This window comes from Rhodanobacter sp. FW510-R10 (assembly GCF_058781105.1).
Genome location: NZ_JBYSWL010000001.1, coordinates 3,093,741 through 3,113,021, shown reverse-complemented (window position 1 = coordinate 3,113,021; position 19,281 = coordinate 3,093,741). Strand labels below are relative to the sequence as shown.

The window sequence follows — 19,281 nt, the reverse complement described above, 5'->3', positions numbered from 1 at the left end:
CGGTGCGTGCGGTTGACCCAAGGAGCAAGCCCCATGAGCAAGACCATCGCCGTGATCCCGGGCGACGGCATTGGCCCGGAGATCATGACCGCCACGCTGCGCGTGCTCGACGCGCTGGACTGCGGCCTGGCCTATGACTTCATCGACGCGGGCATGGTGGCGCTGGACAAGCACGGCGAGCTCTTGCCGGCAGCCACGCTTGCCAGCATCGCCGAGCACAAGGTGGCGTTGAAGGGGCCGCTGACCACGCCGATCGGCGGCGGCTTCACTTCGATCAACGTGAGCCTGCGCCGGCATTTCGACCTGTACGCCAACGTGCGCCCGGTGGTCAGCATGCCGGGCACGAAGTCGCGCTACACGGACATCGACATCATCACCGTGCGCGAGAACACCGAGGGCGCCTATCTGGCGGAGGGCCAGACCGTGTCGGCAGACGGCCAGACGGCGCTGTCCCTGGTACGCAATACGCGCAAGGGCAGCGGCCGCGTCGTGCGCTACGCCTTTGAGTTGGCGTGCAAGCGGGGGCGCCGCAAGGTCACCGCGGTGCACAAGGCGAACATCCTGAAGACCAGCTCCGGGTTGTTCCTGGATGTCGCGCGCGGGATTGCCAAGGAGTATCCGCAGATCGAATTCAACGAGATGATCATCGACAACACCTGCATGCAGCTGGTGATGAATCCGCAGCAGTTCGACGTGATCGTCACCACCAATTTGTTCGGCGACATCCTCTCCGACCTGTGTGCCGGCCTGGTCGGTGGCCTGGGCCTGGCGCCGGGCGACAATATCGGCGCCGAGGTGGCCATCTTCGAGGCCGTGCACGGCTCGGCCCCCGACATTGCCGGCAAGGGCATCGCCAACCCCTGCGCGCTGCTGCTGGCTGCCGCGGACATGCTCGATCACCTGGACCTGGCGGAGCGGGCAACCCGGCTGCGGCAGGCCATCCGCGCCGCGGTGGAGCACGATCGCGCGCAGATCACCCCCGATCTCGGCGGCAGCGGCAACACGGCAAGCTTTGCCGACGCGGTGATTGCCCGCCTGGCCGGTTGACGCCTGGGCGCCTGCCCATACGCGGAAGATTTCGCGCACTTGCAACCTACTCCGTCGTCATTCCCGCGAAAGCGGGAATCCAGAGCCTTTGCCTCTATGGCGACTGAAAAGTCAAAAGCACTGGATTCCCGCTTTCGCGGGAATGACGACGGAGTGAGATCGCTTTCGCGGGAATGACGACGTGAAGTGTTTCGCGATCTCGGGGCGGCATCCAGATGCGTTTTCGAAACGTTCCGGATAGCAGTGCGCCTGTGCCGGAACGACGGGCGGTGCAGTGGCCTTACTGCCCGCGCCTCAGCGCAGGAACGGCCAGGGCGCGGCAATCAGCACCCACAGCAGGATGCAGATGCCGGCATACTTGGTGGTCTTGTACAGGCGCTTGTGCCGGCGCTTGAACGCGTTGCCGCCCTGGCCGCGGCGGCGGTGGCCAAGCGCAAACAGGCGATTGACGAAGCCCGTCCTCTCGCTGTCGTCGTCGTTTGGCGAGGCGGTGATCCTGCCCATGAACGCGCCGACGCGATGGTTGATCGCGCGCATCAGGGGCGACTTCAGCGGGCGCTCCACGTCGGCGAAGAAGATCACCCGGGTCTGGTCGGTCTTGTTCTCCACCCAGTGCACGAAAGTCTCGTCGAACACCACGTCCTTGCCGTCGCCCCAGGCATGTTCCTCGCCGTCGACGAAGATGGCGCAGTCGCGCGAGTTCGGGGTGATCAGGCCGAGGTGGTAGCGCAGCGAGCCGGCAAACGGGTCGCGATGTGGGTTCAGGCGGCTGTTTGGCGCCAGGGTGGCGAACATGGCCGCCTTGATGCCGGGGATGGATTGCACCAGGGCCACGGTCTTCGGGCACAGGGCCAGCGCCGAGGGCAGCGGCTCGCCGTACCAGGTGAGGTAGAAGCGCTTCCAGCCCTGCTTGAAGAAGCTGGCGAAGCTGGCGTCGTTGCCCTTGGCCGCGGCGCGGATACGGCCTTCGTCGGACAGCGCCAGCGCCTCGTCGCGGATGGTCTGCCAGTTGGCCTGGATGCGGTCGAGCTGCGGGAACCCGCGCCGGTCCAGGATCGGCCGCGCAGGTACCGCCGAGAACGCGTACATCAGCAGGTTGTAGGGGGCGAACACCGCCGAGTGGTCGACCAGCTGCCGCCGGAACTTCAGCCGCACCCGGCCGCGCAGGTGCACCAGCAGCACGCACAACACGAAGAAGGCGAGCAGGGCCAGCAGGACGAGGCGGGGGGCGAGGAGCATGGCGTGGGCGCCTGCAGCACGGCGGATGGCAACGCCGCCATTCTACTCGACTGTCTGGCGTGGACGTTGCCGACACCGTCTCCGCCAGCGCCAGCCGCGTCCAGTGACCGTGGGCGCCACAGCCATGATGGGATTCTGCGATAGTCCGTCCTTATGCTCGCTGACCCGCCGCTACAGGAAGTTCTTTGCGGACAGGTGATGATCCCGATCCAGCCGTGCCTACAGTGATTCGGCGGCGAAGTCGGCCAGGCGCGAGCGCTCGCCGCGGCGCAGGGTGATATGCGCGGAATGCTCCCAGCTCTTGAAGCGGTCCACCGCATAGGTGAGGCCGGAGGTGGTCTCGGTGAGGTAGGGCGTGTCGATCTGCTCAACATTGCCCAGGCAGACGATCTTGGTGCCCGGACCGGCGCGCGTGACCAGGGTCTTCATCTGCTTTGGCGTGAGATTCTGCGCCTCGTCGATGATCAGGTAGCGGTTGAGGAAGGTGCGCCCGCGCATGAAGTTGAGCGAGCGGATCTTGATGCGCGCGGCGAGCAGGTCGTTCGTGGCCTGGCGACCCCAGCTGCCGCCGTCCTCGGGGTTGGTCAGCACCTCCAGGTTGTCGGTGAGCGCGCCCATCCAGGGCGTCATCTTTTCCTCTTCCGTGCCTGGCAGGAAGCCGATGTCCTCACCCACCGAGACCGTGGCGCGGGTCATGATGATCTCGCGGTAGCGCTGCTGGTCCAGCACCTGCGCCAGCCCGGCGGCGAGCGCCAGCAGGGTCTTGCCGGTGCCGGCGTTGCCGAGCAGCGTGACGAAGTCGACTTCCGGGTCCATCAGCATGTTGAGCGCGAAATTCTGTTCGCGGTTGCGCGCGCCGATGCCCCAGACATGGTGGTTGGTGTGCGAATGGTCATCCAGCAGCACCAGGGTGACGGATTTGCCGTCCAGCTGCTGCACCCGCAGCTCGACCTCGTTGTCGCCGGGCAGGTACAGGCACTGGTTGGGAAACCATTCCTCGCCCTTGCGTTGCTTGAGCCGGTAGAACGTCCGTCCATGCTCGCTCCAGGAGGTGACTTCCGGATGCAGCTCCCAGAAACTTTCCGGCAATTGGGCGGCGCCCGTATACAGCAGCGAGAAATCATCCAGCGCGCGGTCGTTCTCGTAGTCCTCGGCCACCATGCCGTAAATGCCGGCCTTGATGCGCAGGTTGATGTCCTTGCTGACCAGGATCACCGTGCGCTCGGGATACTGGTCGCGCAGCTCGACGATGGCGGCCAGGATCTGGTTGTCGGCCTTGCCGTGGTTGTTGCTGGTGCGCTGCTGGAAGAACAGCCGCCCGACCTCCTTGCCACGCTTGAGCCGGATGCCGTGCGGGTTGTCGAGTTCCAGCCCGCCGCGCAGGTCATGCACGCCGTGGCGCTCGATCAGTTCGTTGAGGAAGCGGCTGACCTGGCGACCGTTGCGCGCCACCTCGGAGATGCCCTGCTTCTTCTCGTCCAGCTCTTCCAGCACGGTCATCGGGATGAAAACGTCGTGCTCCTCGAAGTGGAACAGCGCGGTGGGATCGTGCAGCAGCACATTGGTGTCGAGCGCATAGATGCGCTTGCCTGCGGTCATGCGCGAGGCTCCTGGAACAATGGTTTGGGGTCTTGCACCACGCGGGCCTGCGCGCGGGGCAGGGTCGATATGGCCGGCGGGGTGGATTGCACCGCGGCTTGGGGAGTGGCTTGCGGCATCATTTCCCGGCGATGGCGTCGAGCACCGCCTGGGCGTGTCCGGGCACCTTCACGCCACGCCATTCGGCGTGCAGCTTGCCGCCGGGCGCGATCAGGAAGGTACTGCGCACGATGCCCAGGTGGCGCTTCCCGTACAGCATCTTCTCGTGGATGACGTCGAAGGCACGGCACCACGTTTCGTCGCTGTCGACGATCAGTGGGAACGGCAGGGCGTATTTCTCGGCGAAATTGGTATGCGATTTCGCCGAGTCCCGGGAGACTCCGATGATTTGCGCGTGGCGCGCCAGGAATTCTTCATGCAGGTCGCGGAATGCCTGGGCCTCGCTGCTGCAGCCGGGCGTGTTGTCCTTCGGGTAGAAGTACACCACCACCCATTGGCCCTTGAAGCTTGACAGGCGCAGGGTGCTGCCGTCGGCAGTCGCGCCGCTGAGCGCCGGCACGCGCTCGCCGATGGCGATCATTGCCGGGCCCCGCCGGCCAGTGTGCTGGCTCTGGACTGCATCGTCGTGGTCACCTTTAGAACTTCACCGGATCCATGATCGCATCCAGGTTGAGGCCGTCGCACAATTCCAGGAAGTCGTCGCGCAGGGCGGCAATGTGGATCTCGGCCGGGATGCCGATGGTGAACTGCGCCTGGAACATGTCGGCGCCGGTCTGCATGGCCTGGTAGCGCATGGAATTCAACTGTTCGACGCTGATGTTGTGCTGGCTGAAGAATTCGACGATGCGGGCAATGATGCCGGGGTGGTCGGCCGCCACCACCTCGACCAGGTAGGGCAATTGGTGCGAACTGCCCTCGCGCGGCCCCGTCCGGTAGTGCACCAGGTGCAGGCTGTCGTCGCGGCCGAGCTTGTCCAGCGCGGTCTCCAGCTTGGCCATGGCGTCCCAGGCGCCGGTGGCCAGCAGCATCAGCGAAATCTCGGTGCCGATCGTGGCGACGCGCGATTCGGCGAGGTTGCAGCCCGAATCGGCGATGCGCTGCGACAAGTCCAGCAGCGGCGAGCGCGAGGCCGCGCCCAGGGCGTGGATCAGCAGTTGCGTGTCGACGATGGTGCGTGCAGGAACGGAGGTGGATTTCAACGTTTTTACCGGCGACATGGGTTGCGCTGCACGAAGGGTTGATGAATGGTCCGCCGAGCTTACTTGCCCGTCATGCAAGGCGGCAAGTAACATGCCCCGCTGGCCCGAGGCGAGATGCATGTTGGCGATAGGCGGAAGTATATGTGCATTGGCCACCCCGTACCGGGCCGATGGCGCGATCGACCTGGCGGCGTTCGGCCGTCTGCTCGACTATCAACTGGAGGGCGGCACCCAGGCGCTGGTGGTGGCCGGTTCGACCGGCGAAGCGCACCTGCTGGAGCGCGACGAGTTCGAGCGCCTGCTTGGCTTCGCGCTGGAGCACGTCGCCGGCCGCGTGCCGGTCATTGCCGGTACCGGCGACGCGGCGACGACCAAGGCACTGGCGGCGACGCGGCGGGCCGCGACCCTGGGTGCCGACGCGGCGCTGGTGGTCGCGCCTTACTACGTTCGTCCCACGCAGGATGGCTTGCGTCGGCATTTCCTGGAAATCGCCGAGCACGCCGGCTTGCCGATCATCGTGTACAACGTTCCCAGCCGTACCGGCTGCGACCTGCAGCCGGCCACGGTGGCGGCCTTGCGCGACCATCCACGCATCCTCGGCATCAAGGAGGCATGCGCCAGCGCCGGGCGCATCCATGCGCTGGCGGAACTTGCGCGCGAAGATTTCGTCTATCTGTCCGGTGACGACAACAGTGCGGGCACGGCGATGCTGGCCGGCGCGGCTGGCGCCGTCTCGGTGGTGGCGAACCTGCTGCCGCGCCGGTTTCGGACCTGGTGTGACACAGCCATCGGCGGTGATGCGGTGGCGACGGCGGAGCAGGAAGCTGCACTCGCGCCGCTGCTGCATGCGCTGGCTTGTGCGCCGAACCCGATTGCGGTGAAGGCCGGCCTGTCGATGCTCGGCCTGGGTTCGGCGGCGCTGCGCCTGCCGCTGCTGGAACTGCAGGCGGGGCCCGAGCGGGACCGCCTGCGGGACATCTTGTCCACCTTGGCAAGTGGCGCGTTGCCCGCTGCGGCATGGCGGTAGCCTGACCTTTCTCCTGGAACTCACACATGAAAAAACCTTTGCCCCGCATGGCCCTGTCCGCCCTTGTCATCAGCATGCTGCTGGTTTCCGGGTGCGGCATGTTTCACTCGAGCAAGGCCTGGGAGACCGCCAAGCAGGAATCGCCGCTGGAGATTCCGCCGAGCCTGGATCGCCCGTCGACTTCGGCCGCCTTGGTCGTGCCGCCGCCCGGCGCCAACCAGCCGGACAGCGCGGCCAAGGGCGTTGCTACCGAGAGCGGTCAGGTCAGCGACGGTTTCGTGCTCAAGGACACCGTGGACAGCACTTACCAGCGTGTCGGCAGGGTGCTGGAGCACGGTGATCTGGGCCAGGTGCTCAGCCACGACGACGAGGCGCACAGCTACACCTTGAAACTTGCCCAGGCCGATGCGCAGGCCAAGAAGCCAGGCTTCTTCAAGCGCCTGTTCCATTGGGGCAAGCGTGACGCCGGGCAAGCGGCAACGGCGGGCTCGAACCGGGTGGTGATCCAAGTGACCGCCAGCGGCAGCGACAGCAGCGAAGTGCGCGCCGAGGGTGGCGCCGCTGCCGTGGGCCAGGTCGTCGACGGCTTGAAGTCGCGTCTCGGCGGCTGAGGCTCCGCGGCCGGGTCCCGCAAAAAAGCACCCAGCGCCGCGCTGCTTCGTCCGGACACCGGACACTCGGTCTTGGCCCCTCTCCCCTGGCTTTGCCGGGGGAGAGGGAGCCAAGGTGGTTGCCGCGTCGCCGCCATATGCATCGGGAGCCTGGCTGGCTTGCCGGTGTCAAACTGCAAGCAAAGGACCGCGGACGGGCGTGGGGCCGGGCTCAGCGTTCCAGCAAAGGCAGCTTGTTTGGCTTGCCGTCCCAGGCTGCAGCGTCGGGCGGCGGTTCCTTGCGTGCGGTGAGCACCGGCCACTGCTTGGCCAGCTCTTCGTTCAGCGCGATGAAACCTTCCTGCCCTGCGGGCACGGCGTCATCCGGGAAGATCGCCGCGGCCGGACATTCCGGCTCGCACAGAGTGCAGTCGATGCATTCGTCCGGATCGATCGCCAGGAAATTCGGGCCTTCGTGGAAGGCGTCGACCGGGCACACCTCGACACAATCGGTGTACTTGCACTTGATGCAATTGTCGACCACCACGAACGTCATAAAAAAAACCTTGGCGCTCCCTACGAGACTCGAACTCGTGTTGCCGCCTTGAGAGGGCAGTGTCCTAGGCCACTAGACGAAGGGAGCGTTGTAGCGCGAGGCGCAGTAGTATAACGGAATTGTTGCATTCGGTGATGCTGAAGACACCTCGGCATCAGGCCAGTTCACCGGGTGATGCCCTGCGTCGGCACCGTATTGGCGCCGCGCCGATTCGGTGCCTGTGCGGACACCGGGCATCTTCGCCTTCAAGGATTCCAGCCGTTTGAACCTACAATCAGGGACCGACACCACGCCGGCGCTGCGGATCATTCCGCGCGACCAGCACAATATTTCACGCCGCAACATCAGCAAGGCTGCGCTGCGCGTGCTGTACCACCTCAACGAATCGGGCCACGCCGCGTACCTGGTCGGCGGCGCGGTGCGCGACCTGCTGCTCGAACGCCAGCCCAAGGATTTCGACGTCGCCACCAGCGCCACCCCCGAGGAGGTCAAGCGGCTGTTCCGCAACTGCCGCCTGATCGGTCGCCGCTTCCGCCTGGCCCATGTGGTGTTTGGCCGCGAGATCATCGAGGTGGCGACGTTCCGCGGCGTGGGCGAGGAGGGCTGCGAGGGTGACCGGCGCCTGGTGGATGGACGTCTGGTGCGCGACAACATCTGGGGGTCGATCGAGGAGGACGCGGTGCGCCGCGACTTCCGGGTCAATGCCATGTACTACGACATCAGCGATTTCTCGGTGCGCGACTACGTCGGCGGCATGCAGGACCTCGAAGACCGCGTGCTGCGCCTGATTGGCGATCCGGCCACCCGCTACCACGAAGACCCGGTGCGCATGTTGCGCGCGGTGCGCCTGGCGGCAAAGCTCGGCATGCGCATCGACGAGGCGGCGATGGCGCCGTTTGCGACCCTGGGTTCCCTGCTGGCCGATGCGGCGCCGGCGCGACTGTTCGACGAAACCGTGAAGATGTTCCTCTCCGGCTATGGCCTGGAGAGTTTCCGCCTGCTCGAGCAATGCGGCTTGCTGCGCTTCATGTTTCCGGCCACGGCGCGGGCGCTGGCACGCGGCGACGAGGCGCTGCGCGCGCTGGTCGAGACCGGCTTGGGAAATACCGATGCGCGGGTGAACGCCGATCAGTCGGTGACGCCGGCGTTCCTGTATGCGGTGCTGCTGTGGGGCGAGGTCCGCGACGTGGCCCAAGCTGCCGTCGCCCAGGGCGTGCCGCCAGGCGATGCCTGGGAGCAGGCCGCCGCCAGGACGATCGCCGAGCAGTGCCAGCGGGTGGCGGTGCCGCGGCGCTTCACTTATGCGGTGGAGGAGATCTGGGCCTTGCAGCCACGCTTTGAGCAGCTTCAGCGCAAGCGCGTGTTGCGGCTCATGGAGCACCCACGGTTCCGCGCTGCCTTCGATTTCCTGCTGCTGCGCGCCGGGGAGTCGCCCACCATGGCCGAGCTTGGCCGCTGGTGGGCCCACGCGCAGCAGCTGCCGCGCGACGTATTGTCTGCTGCCTTGCCAACGGCGACCGGCGGCGCTGCGCAGGACAACACCGGCTTGCCGCTGCCCGGGAGTCCGCCGCGGCCGCGGCGCCGGCGTCGCCGCAGCAGCAAGCCGGGCCCAGCGTGACTCTCGCCTACGTCGCCCTCGGCAGCAACCTCGATGACCCTTTGCAGCAGGTGCTGAACGCGATGGACGCCTTGGCCAGGCTGCCGCACACGCGACTGTTGCAGCGTTCGCACGTCTACCGCACGCCGCCTTGGGGCTATACGTCGCAGCCGGACTTCATCAATGCCGCGGTCGCCCTGGACACCCAATTGAGCCCGCGGGCGTTGCTGGACAGCCTGCTGGAGCTCGAGCGCCGCGTTGGACGGGAGCGCACCCGCGTCAATGGCCCGCGCACGCTGGATCTGGATTTGCTCCACGTCGACGGGGTGCAGTGTCATGATGCGCACCTGACCTTGCCGCATCCGCGCATGCTGGAGCGCGCGTTTGTATTGTTGCCGCTGCATGACATTGCCCCGACGCTGGCGCTGACAGCGACGCGCACGGTCGCCGAGCAGCTGGCGACGCTTGATCTCGCCGGAAGTGAACGCATCATGTGAGCTTGCCGGTTGGCGATGCCGTCAAGCCAACCAAAGAGGTGTGTCGTGTACGTCCAAGCCAACTCCGCGCCCCGGCGCAAACCTGTCACCGTACCGCTGCTGCAGGAGATGAAGGCGGCCGGGCAGCGCATCGTGATGCTGACCGCGTACGACGCGAGTTTCGCCACCCATCTGGAAGCGGCTGGCATCGACGTGGCCCTGGTCGGCGATTCGCTGGGCAACGTGATCCAAGGCCGGCGCACCACTCTGCCTGTGACCCTGGACGACATCGTCTACCACACGGCCGCCGTGGCGCGTGGACTCGACGCGACCTTGCTGATGGCCGACGTTCCGTTCATGGCCGACCGCGATGTCGACCGCGCGCTGGAAGCCGGCGCCCGCCTGGTGGGCGAGGCCGGGGCCGCCATGGTCAAGGTCGAGGGCGCCGCGCCGCACATCCTGGAGGCGATCAGTGCGCTCGTCGCGCATGCCATCCCGGTCTGTGCCCACCTTGGCCTCACCCCGCAATCGGTGCACAAGTTCGGTGGCTTCCGCATCCAGGGCCGCGAGATTGATGCGGCCGAACACATCCTGGCCCAGGGCTTGGCGGTGCAGGCTGCCGGCGCTTCCCTGCTCGTGGTGGAAGGCGTGCCGCGCGCACTCGGCAAGCGCCTGACCGCATCGCTCGCGATCCCGGTCATCGGCATCGGCGCCGGGCCGGATTGCGATGGGCAGGTGCTGGTGGTGTATGACCTGCTTGGCATCACGCCGGGCAAGCGGCCGAAGTTCAGCAAGGATTTCCTGGCCGGGAACGGTTCGGTGGCCGCGGCCATTGCTGCCTACGCGAGCGATGTGCGCAGTGGCGTGTTCCCGGCGCCAGAGCATTGTTTCGACTGAGCGCAGGCGAGCCCGTGCAGACCGTCCACGATGTTGCCCCACTGCGCGCGCAGGTGCGCGCCTGGCGTGCCCGCGGCGAAACCGTAGGCTTCGTGCCGACCATGGGCAACCTGCACCAGGGCCATGAGTCGCTGGTGCGGCTGGCGCTGGCGCGCGCCGATCACGCGGTGGTGAGCGTCTTCGTCAACCCGACGCAATTTGGCCCCAACGAGGATTTCGGGCGCTACCCGCGCAGCCTGCCGGCCGACCAGGCACTGTTGTCCAACGTCGGCTGCGACCTGCTGTTTGCCCCCGAGGTCGCCACCATGTATCCGTATGGCGCCGACCAGACCACGGTCGTCCATGTGCCGGGCCTGACCAGCGTACTGGAAGGCAAGTACCGACCCGGGCATTTCGACGGCGTGGCAACCGTGGTATGCAAGCTGCTGCACATGGTGCAGCCGGACCTGGCGGTGTTCGGGCAAAAGGATTACCAGCAGCTGAAAGTGGTCGAGTACCTGGTGCGCGATCTGTGCTTGCCGACGCAAATCATGGCCGCGCCCATCTGCCGAGCCGACGATGGATTGGCACTGAGTTCCCGCAACCAGTACCTGTCGGCGGCCGAACGCATGCGCGCGCCGGTCGTGCACGAGACCTTGTTACAGATGCGCGATTGGCTGGCCGCCGGGCACGCGCTGCCGGTGGTCGAGCGCGCCGCCACGACGCGGCTGCGGCGGGCGGGCCTGGTGCCCGACTACGCCGTGGTCCGCCGCGCCGTCGACCTTGGCGTACCGGAGGCACCAGAGCGCGCCGGGCTGGTGGCGCTGATTGCCGCGCACCTGGGCCAGACGCGGCTGATCGACAACCTGACGCTGGATTGATCTGGCCGCGGTGCCTCGTGTTGCAGTGCAGCGCGGGCGATCCGATAATGACAGGCTCCGCAAGCAGGCGTAAGCCAGGAATCGTTGCATGCATCTCACCATGCTCAAGGCCAAGCTGCACCGGGTCACCGTGACCCAGGCCGAGCTGCACTACGAAGGTTCGATCGCGATCGACGGCCTGCTGCTGAAGGCCTCCGGTATCCGCGAGTACGAGCAGATCCATGCCTGGAACGTGAACACCGGGCAGCGCTTCGTGACCTATGCGCTGCGGGCGCAGGAAGGCTCAGGCATCATCTCGGTCAATGGCAGTGCCGCGCGCAGTGCGCAGGTCGGCGACATCATCATCATTGCCGCGTTTGCGCAATTGAGCGAGGCCGAGCTCGAGCAGTTCCAGCCGACCTGCGTCTACGTGGACGCCGCCAATCGGGTCAAGCGCACGAACCACACCATCCCGATGCAGATGGCCGCCGTTTAGCCGTCCAAAGACGACAGATGCGGATTCATGCCGGGATCGGGTTCCACGCCTTCGCCGTGCCGCGCCAGCGCCCAGGCCACATGCTCGCGCACGATAGCCGAGGGATGTGCCGCGCGTGAGCGCAATGCCGCGCACACCTCGGTTGAGCTGGGGGCATTGCCCAGCGCCACCGCAATGTTGCGCAGCCACCCCTCATAGCCGGCGCGGCGCACGGCCATGCCTTCGGTACGCTGCAGGAACTGCTCCTCACTCCAGGCGAACAACTCCACCAGCTTGGCGCCGTCCAGGCTGTGCCGCGGGGCGAAATCGGCTTCGGTGGCGACGTGGGCAAACTTGTTCCATGGGCACACGAGCTGGCAGTCGTCGCAGCCGAAGATGCGGTTGCCCATGGGTGCACGCAGCTCTTCGGGGATGCTGCCCTTGAGCTCGATGGTGAGGTAGGAGATGCAGCGCTGGGCGTTCAACTGGTACGGCCCGATGATCGCGCCGGTCGGGCAGGCGGTGATGCAGCGCGTGCAGCTGCCGCAGTGGTCGACCTCTGCCGCATCCACCGGCAGCGGCAGGTCGGTGTACAGCTCGCCCAGGAAGAAATACGAACCCGCGTGGCGGTTCAGCAAAATGGTGTGCTTGCCGACCCAGCCCAGCCCCGAATTGCGCGCCAGGGCCTTCTCCATCACCGGCGCCGAATCGACGAACGCGCGATAGCCGAAATCGCCGACGACCTCGTGGATGCGCGTGGCCAGCTTTTGCAGGCGGCTGCGCATCAGCTTGTGGTAGTCACGGCCCAGGGCGTAGCGCGAGATGTAGCCTGACTCGCCGTCGTCGAGCGTGTCCCAGGCATCGCGCGTGCTTGGCGCCAGATAGTCCATGCGCACCGAGATCACGCGCTGCGTGCCGGGCTGCAGTTCTGCCGGGCGCGTGCGCTTGGTGCCATGGCGCGCCATGTATTCCATCTCGCCGTGATAGCCGTGGTCGAGCCAGCGCCGCAGATGCTGCTCATCCTCGTCCAGCGCGGTGCCGGCAATGCCGGCCTCGTCGAAGCCCAGTTCCTTGGCCCAACGCTTGATGTCGTGGGCAAGCACGACGTAGTCGATGGGCGGGTTTTCTCCAGTGTCGGGCATGCCCGGATTATAGGCTGGCGCTGGCGCCGGCTAGAATGTGCACATGCCAGGCGTCGCTGAACCCCTCGACTTGTATACCGTTGCGCAGGTGCGCGCGATCGAGCGCGAGGCCATCGCGGCCTCAGGCGGTCCCAGCTTTGGGCTCATGCAGCGGGCAGGGGCGGCGGCCCTGGCCAGCTTGCGTGGGCGCTGGCCGCAGGCGCGGCGGCTGACGATTTTCTGCGGCCCCGGCAACAACGGTGGCGACGGCTTCATGCTTGCCGCGCTCGCCCGCGCAGCCGGCATGCAGGCACATGTGGTCCCGCTCGACACCGATGCGCGCGGCGACGCCGCGTCCGCGCGCGAGGCATGGACCCGCGCCGGCGGTACCGTCGCTGCCTGGCAGCCAGGCCAAGTCCTGCCGGCGGCCGACGTGCTGGTCGACGCCTTGTATGGCATCGGCCTCGACCGTGCGCTCCAGGGCGCGGCGGCACAAGTGGTCGAGTTCATCAATGCGGGCACCACTCCGGTGCTGGCACTGGATGTCCCCTCGGGACTCAACGCCGACACCGGCCATGTCCCCGGTCTTGCGGTCCACGCCGACCTGACCGTGACCTTCATTGCATACAAGCGCGGCCTGCACACTGGTGAGGCTGCCGATTGCGTGGGGCAGCTCGAGCTGGCGACCCTGGGCGTCCCGTCGACCTTGGTCAACGCCACGCCTGCCGATGCCCGGACCTTGCGTGCCGCTTGCCTGCCGCCGCGGCCGCGCTACGCGAACAAAGGTCGCAACGGCCATGTGCTGGTGGTCGGCGGCGCGGCGGGCATGGGTGGCGCGGCCCAGCTCGCCGGCCTGGGCGCCCTGCGTGCCGGAGCCGGGCTGGTCAGCCTGGCCACCGCACCGGCGCATGCAGCCATGTTGAACCTGGTGCAGCCTGAGCTGATGTCGCATGCGGTGGCAGGCATCGCCGACTTGCCACCGTTATTCGAGCGCGCCAGCGTGCTGGCGCTCGGCCCCGGCCTGGGCAGTGGCAAATGGAGCCAGGAGATGTGGCGGGCAGTCATCGACACGGCCAAGCCGCTGGTGGTGGATGCCGATGGGCTGAACCAATTATCGGCGGCACCGCGCCGTTTCACGGCGCCGGTGGTGCTGACGCCGCATCCGGGCGAGGCGGCGCGCTTGCTCGGCACCAACGTCGCCAAGGTGGAGGCCGATCGCTACGCGGCGGTACGCGAAGTGGCCCGGCGCTATGCGGCAGTCGTGGTGTTGAAGGGCGCCGGCAGCCTGGTCGGAGACGCCAGTGGCCGCGTGGCGGTTTGCCCGTGGGGCAATCCCGGCATGGCGACTGGCGGCATGGGGGATTTGCTCACCGGCATCGTGGCCGCGCTGCTGGCGCAGGGCTGCGTGCCGTGGGAGGCGGCCTGCCTCGGCGTCGGCCTGCACGCGCGCGCCGGCGACCTGGCGGCGCGCGACGGCGAACGTGGCCTGCTGCCGACGGACCTGTTGCAACCGTTGCGTAGCCTGGGCAATGCCGACGCGGAGGACGAGGAAACCGATGCACACTGAGTCGACCGAGCAAAGCTGGACCCTCCCCGATGAGGCGGCCACGGCGGCGTTGGCCGAGAGCCTGGCCATCGCCCTGGAGGGCGGGCTGGTGCTGTACCTGTACGGGCCGTTGGGCGCCGGCAAGACCAGCTTCGCGCGCGCCTTGCTTACTGCGCTCGGGGTGGGCGAACGCGTCAAGAGCCCGACCTACACCCTGCTTGAAAGCTACCGCACTGCGGCTGGCACGCCCGCATGGCATCTCGACTTGTACCGTATTGCCGATCCGGGCGAGCTGGAATGGTTGGGCCTGGACGCGTTGGAGGACCCGGCGGCGGTCATCCTGGTGGAGTGGGCCGAGCGTGGTCTGGGCGCGTTGCCGGCTGCCGACCTGGGGTTGTACCTGGATTACGCGGGGGATGGACGCCAGGCCTTGCTGCAGGCCCGAAGTTCCCGCGGTCGCCGCCTCCTGGGCCGCCTGCAAGGCTCCCTGCTCCAAGCCTAAGTTGCGGTTTTTCAACCGCAATCCCGGGTCGATGTGGCGCCTGGTGGGTGCCGGTTGCGGCCAGCCCCGGGCCCCATATCTTGAGTTGACCTGATGAATGGATTGCAGGTTACGGATATGCAAGGGAAAGATTCTTGCAATTGACCGGTTGCTGCGTTTCAATGCACGCATGAGGAGCCACCTGAACATCAGCGGCATGTCGATTGTGCTGGCAGCGATTCTTGCATTCGCCCCGCCGGTGCTTGCGCATGCGGCGCAGATTACGGACGCGCGGGTGTGGGCGGACGCCTCGCATACCCGCCTGGTGCTGGTGGCCAACGGGCCGATGGATTACCAGCTCAGCCAGGCGGATGGCCGGTTGACCCTGGACTTGGGCAGCAGTCGCCTGGTCGACGGCTTTGCCATGCCGGTGGCGCAAGGCTTGTACCGCGGCGTGGCCGGCGTGCGCAGCGGGCAGCGCCTGCAGTTGACCGCGGCGATCGATCCCGCCAGCAGCGTAAAGAGTTTCACGCTCAAGCCGACCGAGGCCGGGGGCGACTATCGCCTGGTGGTCGACCTGTATCCCGACGCCGCCGGCACGGCAGGGGCGCCAGCAGTGGCCAAGGTGGATCCTCCGGAAAGCCTTGATCCTGCACACCCACGCAGCGGGATGGTCGCCTCGCAACAGGCGGCGGCGCTGTTGGGTGGGCAACGCAAGGTCGTGGTCGCGATCGATGCCGGGCATGGCGGCAAAGACACCGGGGCCATCGGCCCGGACGGCGCCCGGGAAAAGAACATTACCCTCGCCGTGGCCCGCGACTTGGCGGCGCAAATCAATCGCCAGCCAGGCATGCAGGCGGTCCTGACCCGCACCAGCGACTACTTCATCCCACTCAAGCGGCGCTACGAAATCGCGCGCGACAACAGCGCCGACCTGTTTGTCTCGATCCACGCCGACTCCTTTACCAGCAGTGATGCGAAAGGCTCTTCGGTGTGGGTGCTGTCGCCACGCGGCAAGACCAATGCCGCCGCACGCTGGCTGGCCGATGGACAGAACCGCGCAGACCTGATCGGCGGCGTCTCGCTGGACGACAAGGACGACAGCCTGGCCAAGGTCCTGCTCGACCTGCAGCAGGGTTATGCCATGCAGGCCAGCGACGCGGTGGCGGCCAAGGTACTGAAGGCGCTGGCCCAACTCGGGCCGACGCATCGCGGTTACGTCGAGCGCGCCAATTTCGTTGTGCTGCGTTCGCCGGACGTGCCGTCCATCCTGGTCGAGACGGCGTTCATCAGCAATCCGCTGGAAGAGCGCAAGTTGCGTGACCCGAAGCACCAGGAGGCCTTGGCTGCCGCGGTGATGGGCGGCGTGAAGGACTACTTCGCGTCGACGCCGCCGCCCGGCACCTGGTTTGCGGCGCAAGCGGCGTTGGCGAACGACGGCCGGATCGCCCAGGCTACGCCGCCCGCCGGCAAGGCCGCGATGCGGCGCACGGATAGCCAGATGCCCGAGCGACATCGGGTCGGGCGCGGCGAGAGCCTTGGCGGCATTGCCCGGCAGTACGGCGTCAGCGTGGGTACGCTGCGCAGCGCCAACCAACTGCGTGGCGACGTGCTGCGCGCCGGCACGGTGCTGACCATTCCCGCTTCCTAGCGATACCAGCCAGCCTGGTGCGAGACCGCTTGCGACCTTGGGAACGCCCTCGTGGAGGGGCGATGCTTTCGGTTGCATGAGCGGGCCGACCCACGCGGGCGCGCCGAGGTTCGCCATTTGCGTCGCGATTCGCTTAAGCTTGGGTGGTGCCAAGCATCCGCGTCCTCCCTCCTGACCTGATCAACCAGATCGCCGCCGGCGAGGTGATCGAGCGGCCCTCGTCCGTGGTCAAGGAGTTGATGGAAAACAGCCTGGACGCCGGTGCCACGCACATCGAGGTGGAGATCGAACTGGGCGGCAGCCGCCTGATCCGCGTGCGTGACGATGGCGGCGGCATTGCCGGCGATGAGCTGGCGCTTGCCGTCGCCTCGCATGCCACCAGCAAGATTGGCAGCTTCGACGATCTCGAGCACGTCGCCAGCATGGGGTTCCGCGGCGAGGCCCTGGCCTCGGTGGCGTCGGTATCGCGGTTTGCCATGACCTCGCGCCTGCGCGGCGCTGAGGCCGCCTTCCGGCTCGAGGTGGATGGTGGCCAGGTGCGTGCCGCTGGCCCGGCCCAGCATCCGCCGGGTACCAGCGTCGAGGTGCGTGACCTCTTCTACAACGTGCCGGCCAGGCGCAAGTTCCTGCGTGCCGAGCGCACCGAGTTTGCCCACATTGACGACCTGGTGAAGTCGCTGGCCCTGGCCCGCGACGGCGTGGAATTCCGCCTCAGCCACAACGGCAAGCCGGTGCGCACCTGGAAAGCTGCAGCCAGCGAGCAGGCGGCGCTGCAGCGCGTGGCCGGAGTGTTGGGCGAGGATTTCCCGGCGCAGAGCCTGCGCATCGAGCATGCCGCCGCCGGCCTGCAACTGTCCGGTTGGGTGGGCCTGCCGACCGCATCGCGCGCGCAGGCGGACGCACAGTACTTCTACGTCAACGGGCGGCTGGTGCGCGACCGCAGCGTTGCCCACGCCGTACGCCAGGCCTATGCCGACGTGCTGTTCAATGGCCGGCAGCCGGTGTTCGTGCTGTACCTGCAGCTGGACCCGGCCCTGGTCGACGTCAACGTGCATCCGGCCAAGCATGAGGTGCGCTTTCGCGAGCAGCGGCTGGTGCACGATTTCCTGTTTCGCACCTTGCACGAAGTGCTGGCGCAAACCAGCGCCGGGCACCCGCTGCCATCGGCGACGACGCCGGCCTGGCCGCAACCCGCGCTGGCCGCGGCATCGGTCGGCGCCAGTCCGCGGCCGGCGCCGGCGTTGGCGCGCTTTGCCCAAGGCGGCCTGGGGTTCGGCGTGCGCGAAGCACCCCTGGCGGAATACGCCGCATTGTTCGGTCCGGCGACCGCTGCAGCGCCCTTGCCGGAAGCTGCCATGACGGACGAGGGCGGGATTCCGCCGCTCGGCTTTGCGCTCGCCCAGCTCAAGGGTGTGTTCGTGCTGGCGGAAAATGCGCATGGCCTGGTGCTGGTGGACATGCATGCCGCGCACGAGCGCATCACCTACGAGCGCATGAAAGCCGGGCATGCCGACAACACGCTGCGTTCGCAACTGCTGCTGGTGCCAGTGTCGGTGGCGGTCAGCGCGCGCGAGGCGGCGGCCGCCGAGGAATTTGCCGAGGCGCTGGCGGGATGGGGCCTGGAACTGTCGCGCGGCGGTCCGGAAACCGTGCTCGTGCGCCGAGTCCCGGCCTTGCTCGAGCAAGCCGACGTCAGCCAGTTGTGCCGCGACGTGCTCGCCGAGCTGGCCCGGCACGGCAATTCACGACGATTGCAGGAAATGCAGAACGAGCTGCTCGCCACCATGGCTTGCCATGGTTCGGTGCGCGCCGGCCGGCGTTTGACCCTGCAGGAGATGAACGCCTTGCTGCGCGAGATGGAAGCCACCGAGCGTTCCAATCAGTGCAATCATGGACGGCCAACCTGGGTGCAGCTCGACATGGGCGAGCTGGACAAGCTGTTCCTGCGCGGGCGCTGAATCCGTAGCGAGGTAAAACGATGGCGAAGGGATCGATGCGCGCGGGATGGCTCCTGGCGCTCACTGTATGGGGGATGACGACCGTGTCTGCCGCCGATGGTCAAACCGATGCCTACACGCAATCCATCGCGCAATGGCGCGCCACGCGCGTTGCCGAACTCACTGCACCCGATGGCTGGTTGAGCCTGGTTGGCTTGGCCTGGTTGCATCCCGGCGTGAATACGTTAGGCAGTGCGCCGGACCGCGACATCGTGTTGTCGGGCGGGCCGGCGCACCTGGGCGCGGTTACCCTGGACCACGACGGGTCGCTGCGGCTCAAGCTCGAGGCTGGGACCGGTGCCCTCGTTGACGGCAAGCCGCAGCTCGCTGTCGCCCTGGTCGACGACGCACATGCCGGCGCCGGCAAGCCGACCCTGGTCAGCTTCGGCAGCACCAGCTTCATCGCCATCCACCGTGGTGAGCGCAGCGCGCTGCGCATCCGCGACACCCAGGCGCCGAGCCGCACGGGTTTCCTTGGCATCGATTACTTCCCGATCGACCCGAGCTGGCGCATCGAGGCCGAGTGGATCCCCGCCACGCCCGGTCAGACCCTGGAAATGGGCACCGTGATCGGCACCACGGACACTTACCCCGTGCCCGGCAAGCTGCGCTTCAGCCGGAACGGCAAGAGCTTCGAGATCCTGCCGGTGATCGAGGTGCCGGGCGACAAGCAGTACTTCGTGGTGTTCGCCGACCGCACCAGCGGCAAGGAAACCTATGGCGCGGCGCGCTTCGTGTACATCGATCCACCGCAGGACGGCAAGGCAGTGATCGACTTCAACCGTGCCTACAACCCGCCATGCGCGTTCACCGCGTTTGCCACCTGTCCGCTGGCGCCGCCGGAAAACCGGCTCGACCTGCGGGTGACCGCTGGCGAAAAGAAATACCGCGGCAGCCCGCACTGAGCGCAGCGCGATGCCTCGCCCACCCCCGGCCGCGCCACG

At 67.2% G+C, this 19,281-nt stretch carries 19 protein-coding genes and 1 tRNA gene; 13 read left to right on the top strand and 7 right to left on the bottom strand.

The genetic code is table 11. From position 1 onward, the window contains the following. Positions 1-33 precede the first annotated feature (33 nt). A complete protein-coding gene (locus AC3WJB_RS13520) occupies positions 34-1,047 on the top strand; it encodes an isocitrate dehydrogenase (RefSeq protein ID WP_492682384.1) in 1,014 nt (337 codons plus the stop codon). Between the two features lie 294 nt (positions 1,048-1,341). Here the strand turns inward: AC3WJB_RS13520 and AC3WJB_RS13515 are convergent, their stop codons facing one another. The 4 genes from AC3WJB_RS13515 to AC3WJB_RS13500 form a co-directional block, all read right to left on the bottom strand. Continuing rightward, positions 1,342-2,286 (bottom strand): aspartyl/asparaginyl beta-hydroxylase domain-containing protein, encoded by a 945-nt coding sequence (locus AC3WJB_RS13515; protein ID WP_492682382.1) that lies wholly within the window; start codon positions 2,284-2,286, stop codon positions 1,342-1,344. 219 nt (positions 2,287-2,505) lie between these two features. Then, on the bottom strand, positions 2,506-3,885 hold the full coding sequence (locus tag AC3WJB_RS13510) for a PhoH family protein (protein ID WP_492682380.1): 1,380 nt from the start codon (positions 3,883-3,885) through the stop codon (positions 2,506-2,508). 118 nt (positions 3,886-4,003) lie between these two features. Next, complete coding sequence (locus AC3WJB_RS13505) at positions 4,004-4,465, bottom strand: peroxiredoxin (RefSeq protein ID WP_492682378.1); 462 nt, start codon at positions 4,463-4,465, stop codon at positions 4,004-4,006. A 55-nt stretch (positions 4,466-4,520) separates the two neighbouring features. Further along, positions 4,521-5,102 carry a glycine cleavage system transcriptional repressor gene (locus tag AC3WJB_RS13500; RefSeq protein ID WP_492682376.1) on the bottom strand — a complete coding sequence of 194 codons (582 nt, stop codon included), beginning with the start codon at positions 5,100-5,102 and terminating at the stop codon, positions 4,521-4,523. A 100-nt stretch (positions 5,103-5,202) separates the two neighbouring features. Here AC3WJB_RS13500 and dapA point away from each other — a divergent pair, with 100 nt between their 5' ends. After that, positions 5,203-6,111 carry a 4-hydroxy-tetrahydrodipicolinate synthase gene (gene dapA / locus AC3WJB_RS13495; protein WP_492682374.1) on the top strand — a complete coding sequence of 303 codons (909 nt, stop codon included), beginning with the start codon at positions 5,203-5,205 and terminating at the stop codon, positions 6,109-6,111. Between the two features lie 26 nt (positions 6,112-6,137). After that, the gene (locus AC3WJB_RS13490) at positions 6,138-6,722 is read left to right on the top strand and encodes a hypothetical protein (RefSeq protein ID WP_492682372.1); all 585 of its coding nucleotides are present in this window, start codon (positions 6,138-6,140) and stop codon (positions 6,720-6,722) included. A 211-nt stretch (positions 6,723-6,933) separates the two neighbouring features. Here the strand turns inward: AC3WJB_RS13490 and fdxA are convergent, their stop codons facing one another. Both fdxA and AC3WJB_RS13480 read right to left on the bottom strand, forming a co-directional pair. Then, entirely contained in the window at positions 6,934-7,257 is a 324-nt protein-coding gene (fdxA, locus tag AC3WJB_RS13485; RefSeq protein WP_492682370.1) for a ferredoxin FdxA, read from the bottom strand. A gap of 11 nt (positions 7,258-7,268) precedes the next feature. Next, positions 7,269-7,344: transfer RNA gene (locus AC3WJB_RS13480), tRNA-Glu, on the bottom strand. A 175-nt stretch (positions 7,345-7,519) separates the two neighbouring features. On the opposite strand from AC3WJB_RS13480, the gene pcnB reads away from it, so the two are divergent. From pcnB to panD, 5 genes are all read left to right on the top strand, one after another. Then, positions 7,520-8,875 (top strand): polynucleotide adenylyltransferase PcnB, encoded by a 1,356-nt coding sequence (pcnB, locus tag AC3WJB_RS13475; RefSeq protein ID WP_492682368.1) that lies wholly within the window; start codon positions 7,520-7,522, stop codon positions 8,873-8,875. Continuing rightward, positions 8,872-9,351: a 2-amino-4-hydroxy-6-hydroxymethyldihydropteridine diphosphokinase gene (gene folK, locus AC3WJB_RS13470; RefSeq protein ID WP_492682366.1), complete on the top strand. Its 480-nt coding sequence runs from the start codon at positions 8,872-8,874 to the stop codon at positions 9,349-9,351. Before pcnB ends, folK begins: the two co-directional genes overlap by 4 nt. Before the next feature lie 45 nt (positions 9,352-9,396). Then, the gene (panB, locus tag AC3WJB_RS13465) at positions 9,397-10,227 is read left to right on the top strand and encodes a 3-methyl-2-oxobutanoate hydroxymethyltransferase (protein WP_492682364.1); all 831 of its coding nucleotides are present in this window, start codon (positions 9,397-9,399) and stop codon (positions 10,225-10,227) included. A 14-nt stretch (positions 10,228-10,241) separates the two neighbouring features. Then, positions 10,242-11,087, top strand: a complete 846-nt coding sequence (panC, locus tag AC3WJB_RS13460) for a pantoate--beta-alanine ligase (protein WP_492682362.1) — start codon at positions 10,242-10,244, stop codon at positions 11,085-11,087. Positions 11,088-11,175: 88 nt separating this feature from the next. After that, the gene (gene panD, locus AC3WJB_RS13455; RefSeq protein WP_492682360.1) at positions 11,176-11,562 is read left to right on the top strand and encodes an aspartate 1-decarboxylase; all 387 of its coding nucleotides are present in this window, start codon (positions 11,176-11,178) and stop codon (positions 11,560-11,562) included. Here the strand turns inward: panD and queG are convergent. Further along, positions 11,559-12,683 carry a tRNA epoxyqueuosine(34) reductase QueG gene (gene queG / locus AC3WJB_RS13450; protein ID WP_492682358.1) on the bottom strand — a complete coding sequence of 375 codons (1,125 nt, stop codon included), beginning with the start codon at positions 12,681-12,683 and terminating at the stop codon, positions 11,559-11,561. The two genes, panD and queG, sit on opposite strands and share 4 nt — an antisense overlap. A 43-nt stretch (positions 12,684-12,726) precedes the next feature. On the opposite strand from queG, the gene AC3WJB_RS13445 reads away from it, so the two are divergent. From AC3WJB_RS13445 to AC3WJB_RS13425, 5 genes are all read left to right on the top strand, one after another. Next, positions 12,727-14,229 carry an NAD(P)H-hydrate dehydratase gene (locus AC3WJB_RS13445; RefSeq protein ID WP_492682356.1) on the top strand — a complete coding sequence of 501 codons (1,503 nt, stop codon included), beginning with the start codon at positions 12,727-12,729 and terminating at the stop codon, positions 14,227-14,229. Beyond that, positions 14,219-14,710: a tRNA (adenosine(37)-N6)-threonylcarbamoyltransferase complex ATPase subunit type 1 TsaE gene (tsaE, locus tag AC3WJB_RS13440; RefSeq protein WP_492682354.1), complete on the top strand. Its 492-nt coding sequence runs from the start codon at positions 14,219-14,221 to the stop codon at positions 14,708-14,710. Before AC3WJB_RS13445 ends, tsaE begins: the two co-directional genes overlap by 11 nt. Before the next feature lie 169 nt (positions 14,711-14,879). Then, the gene (locus tag AC3WJB_RS13435; RefSeq protein WP_492682352.1) at positions 14,880-16,340 is read left to right on the top strand and encodes an N-acetylmuramoyl-L-alanine amidase; all 1,461 of its coding nucleotides are present in this window, start codon (positions 14,880-14,882) and stop codon (positions 16,338-16,340) included. Between the two features lie 146 nt (positions 16,341-16,486). Further along, the gene (gene mutL / locus AC3WJB_RS13430; RefSeq protein WP_492682350.1) at positions 16,487-18,298 is read left to right on the top strand and encodes a DNA mismatch repair endonuclease MutL; all 1,812 of its coding nucleotides are present in this window, start codon (positions 16,487-16,489) and stop codon (positions 18,296-18,298) included. 74 nt (positions 18,299-18,372) lie between these two features. Continuing rightward, on the top strand, positions 18,373-19,242 hold the full coding sequence (locus tag AC3WJB_RS13425; protein WP_492682348.1) for a DUF1684 domain-containing protein: 870 nt from the start codon (positions 18,373-18,375) through the stop codon (positions 19,240-19,242). The last annotated feature ends 39 nt before the right edge of the window (positions 19,243-19,281 follow it).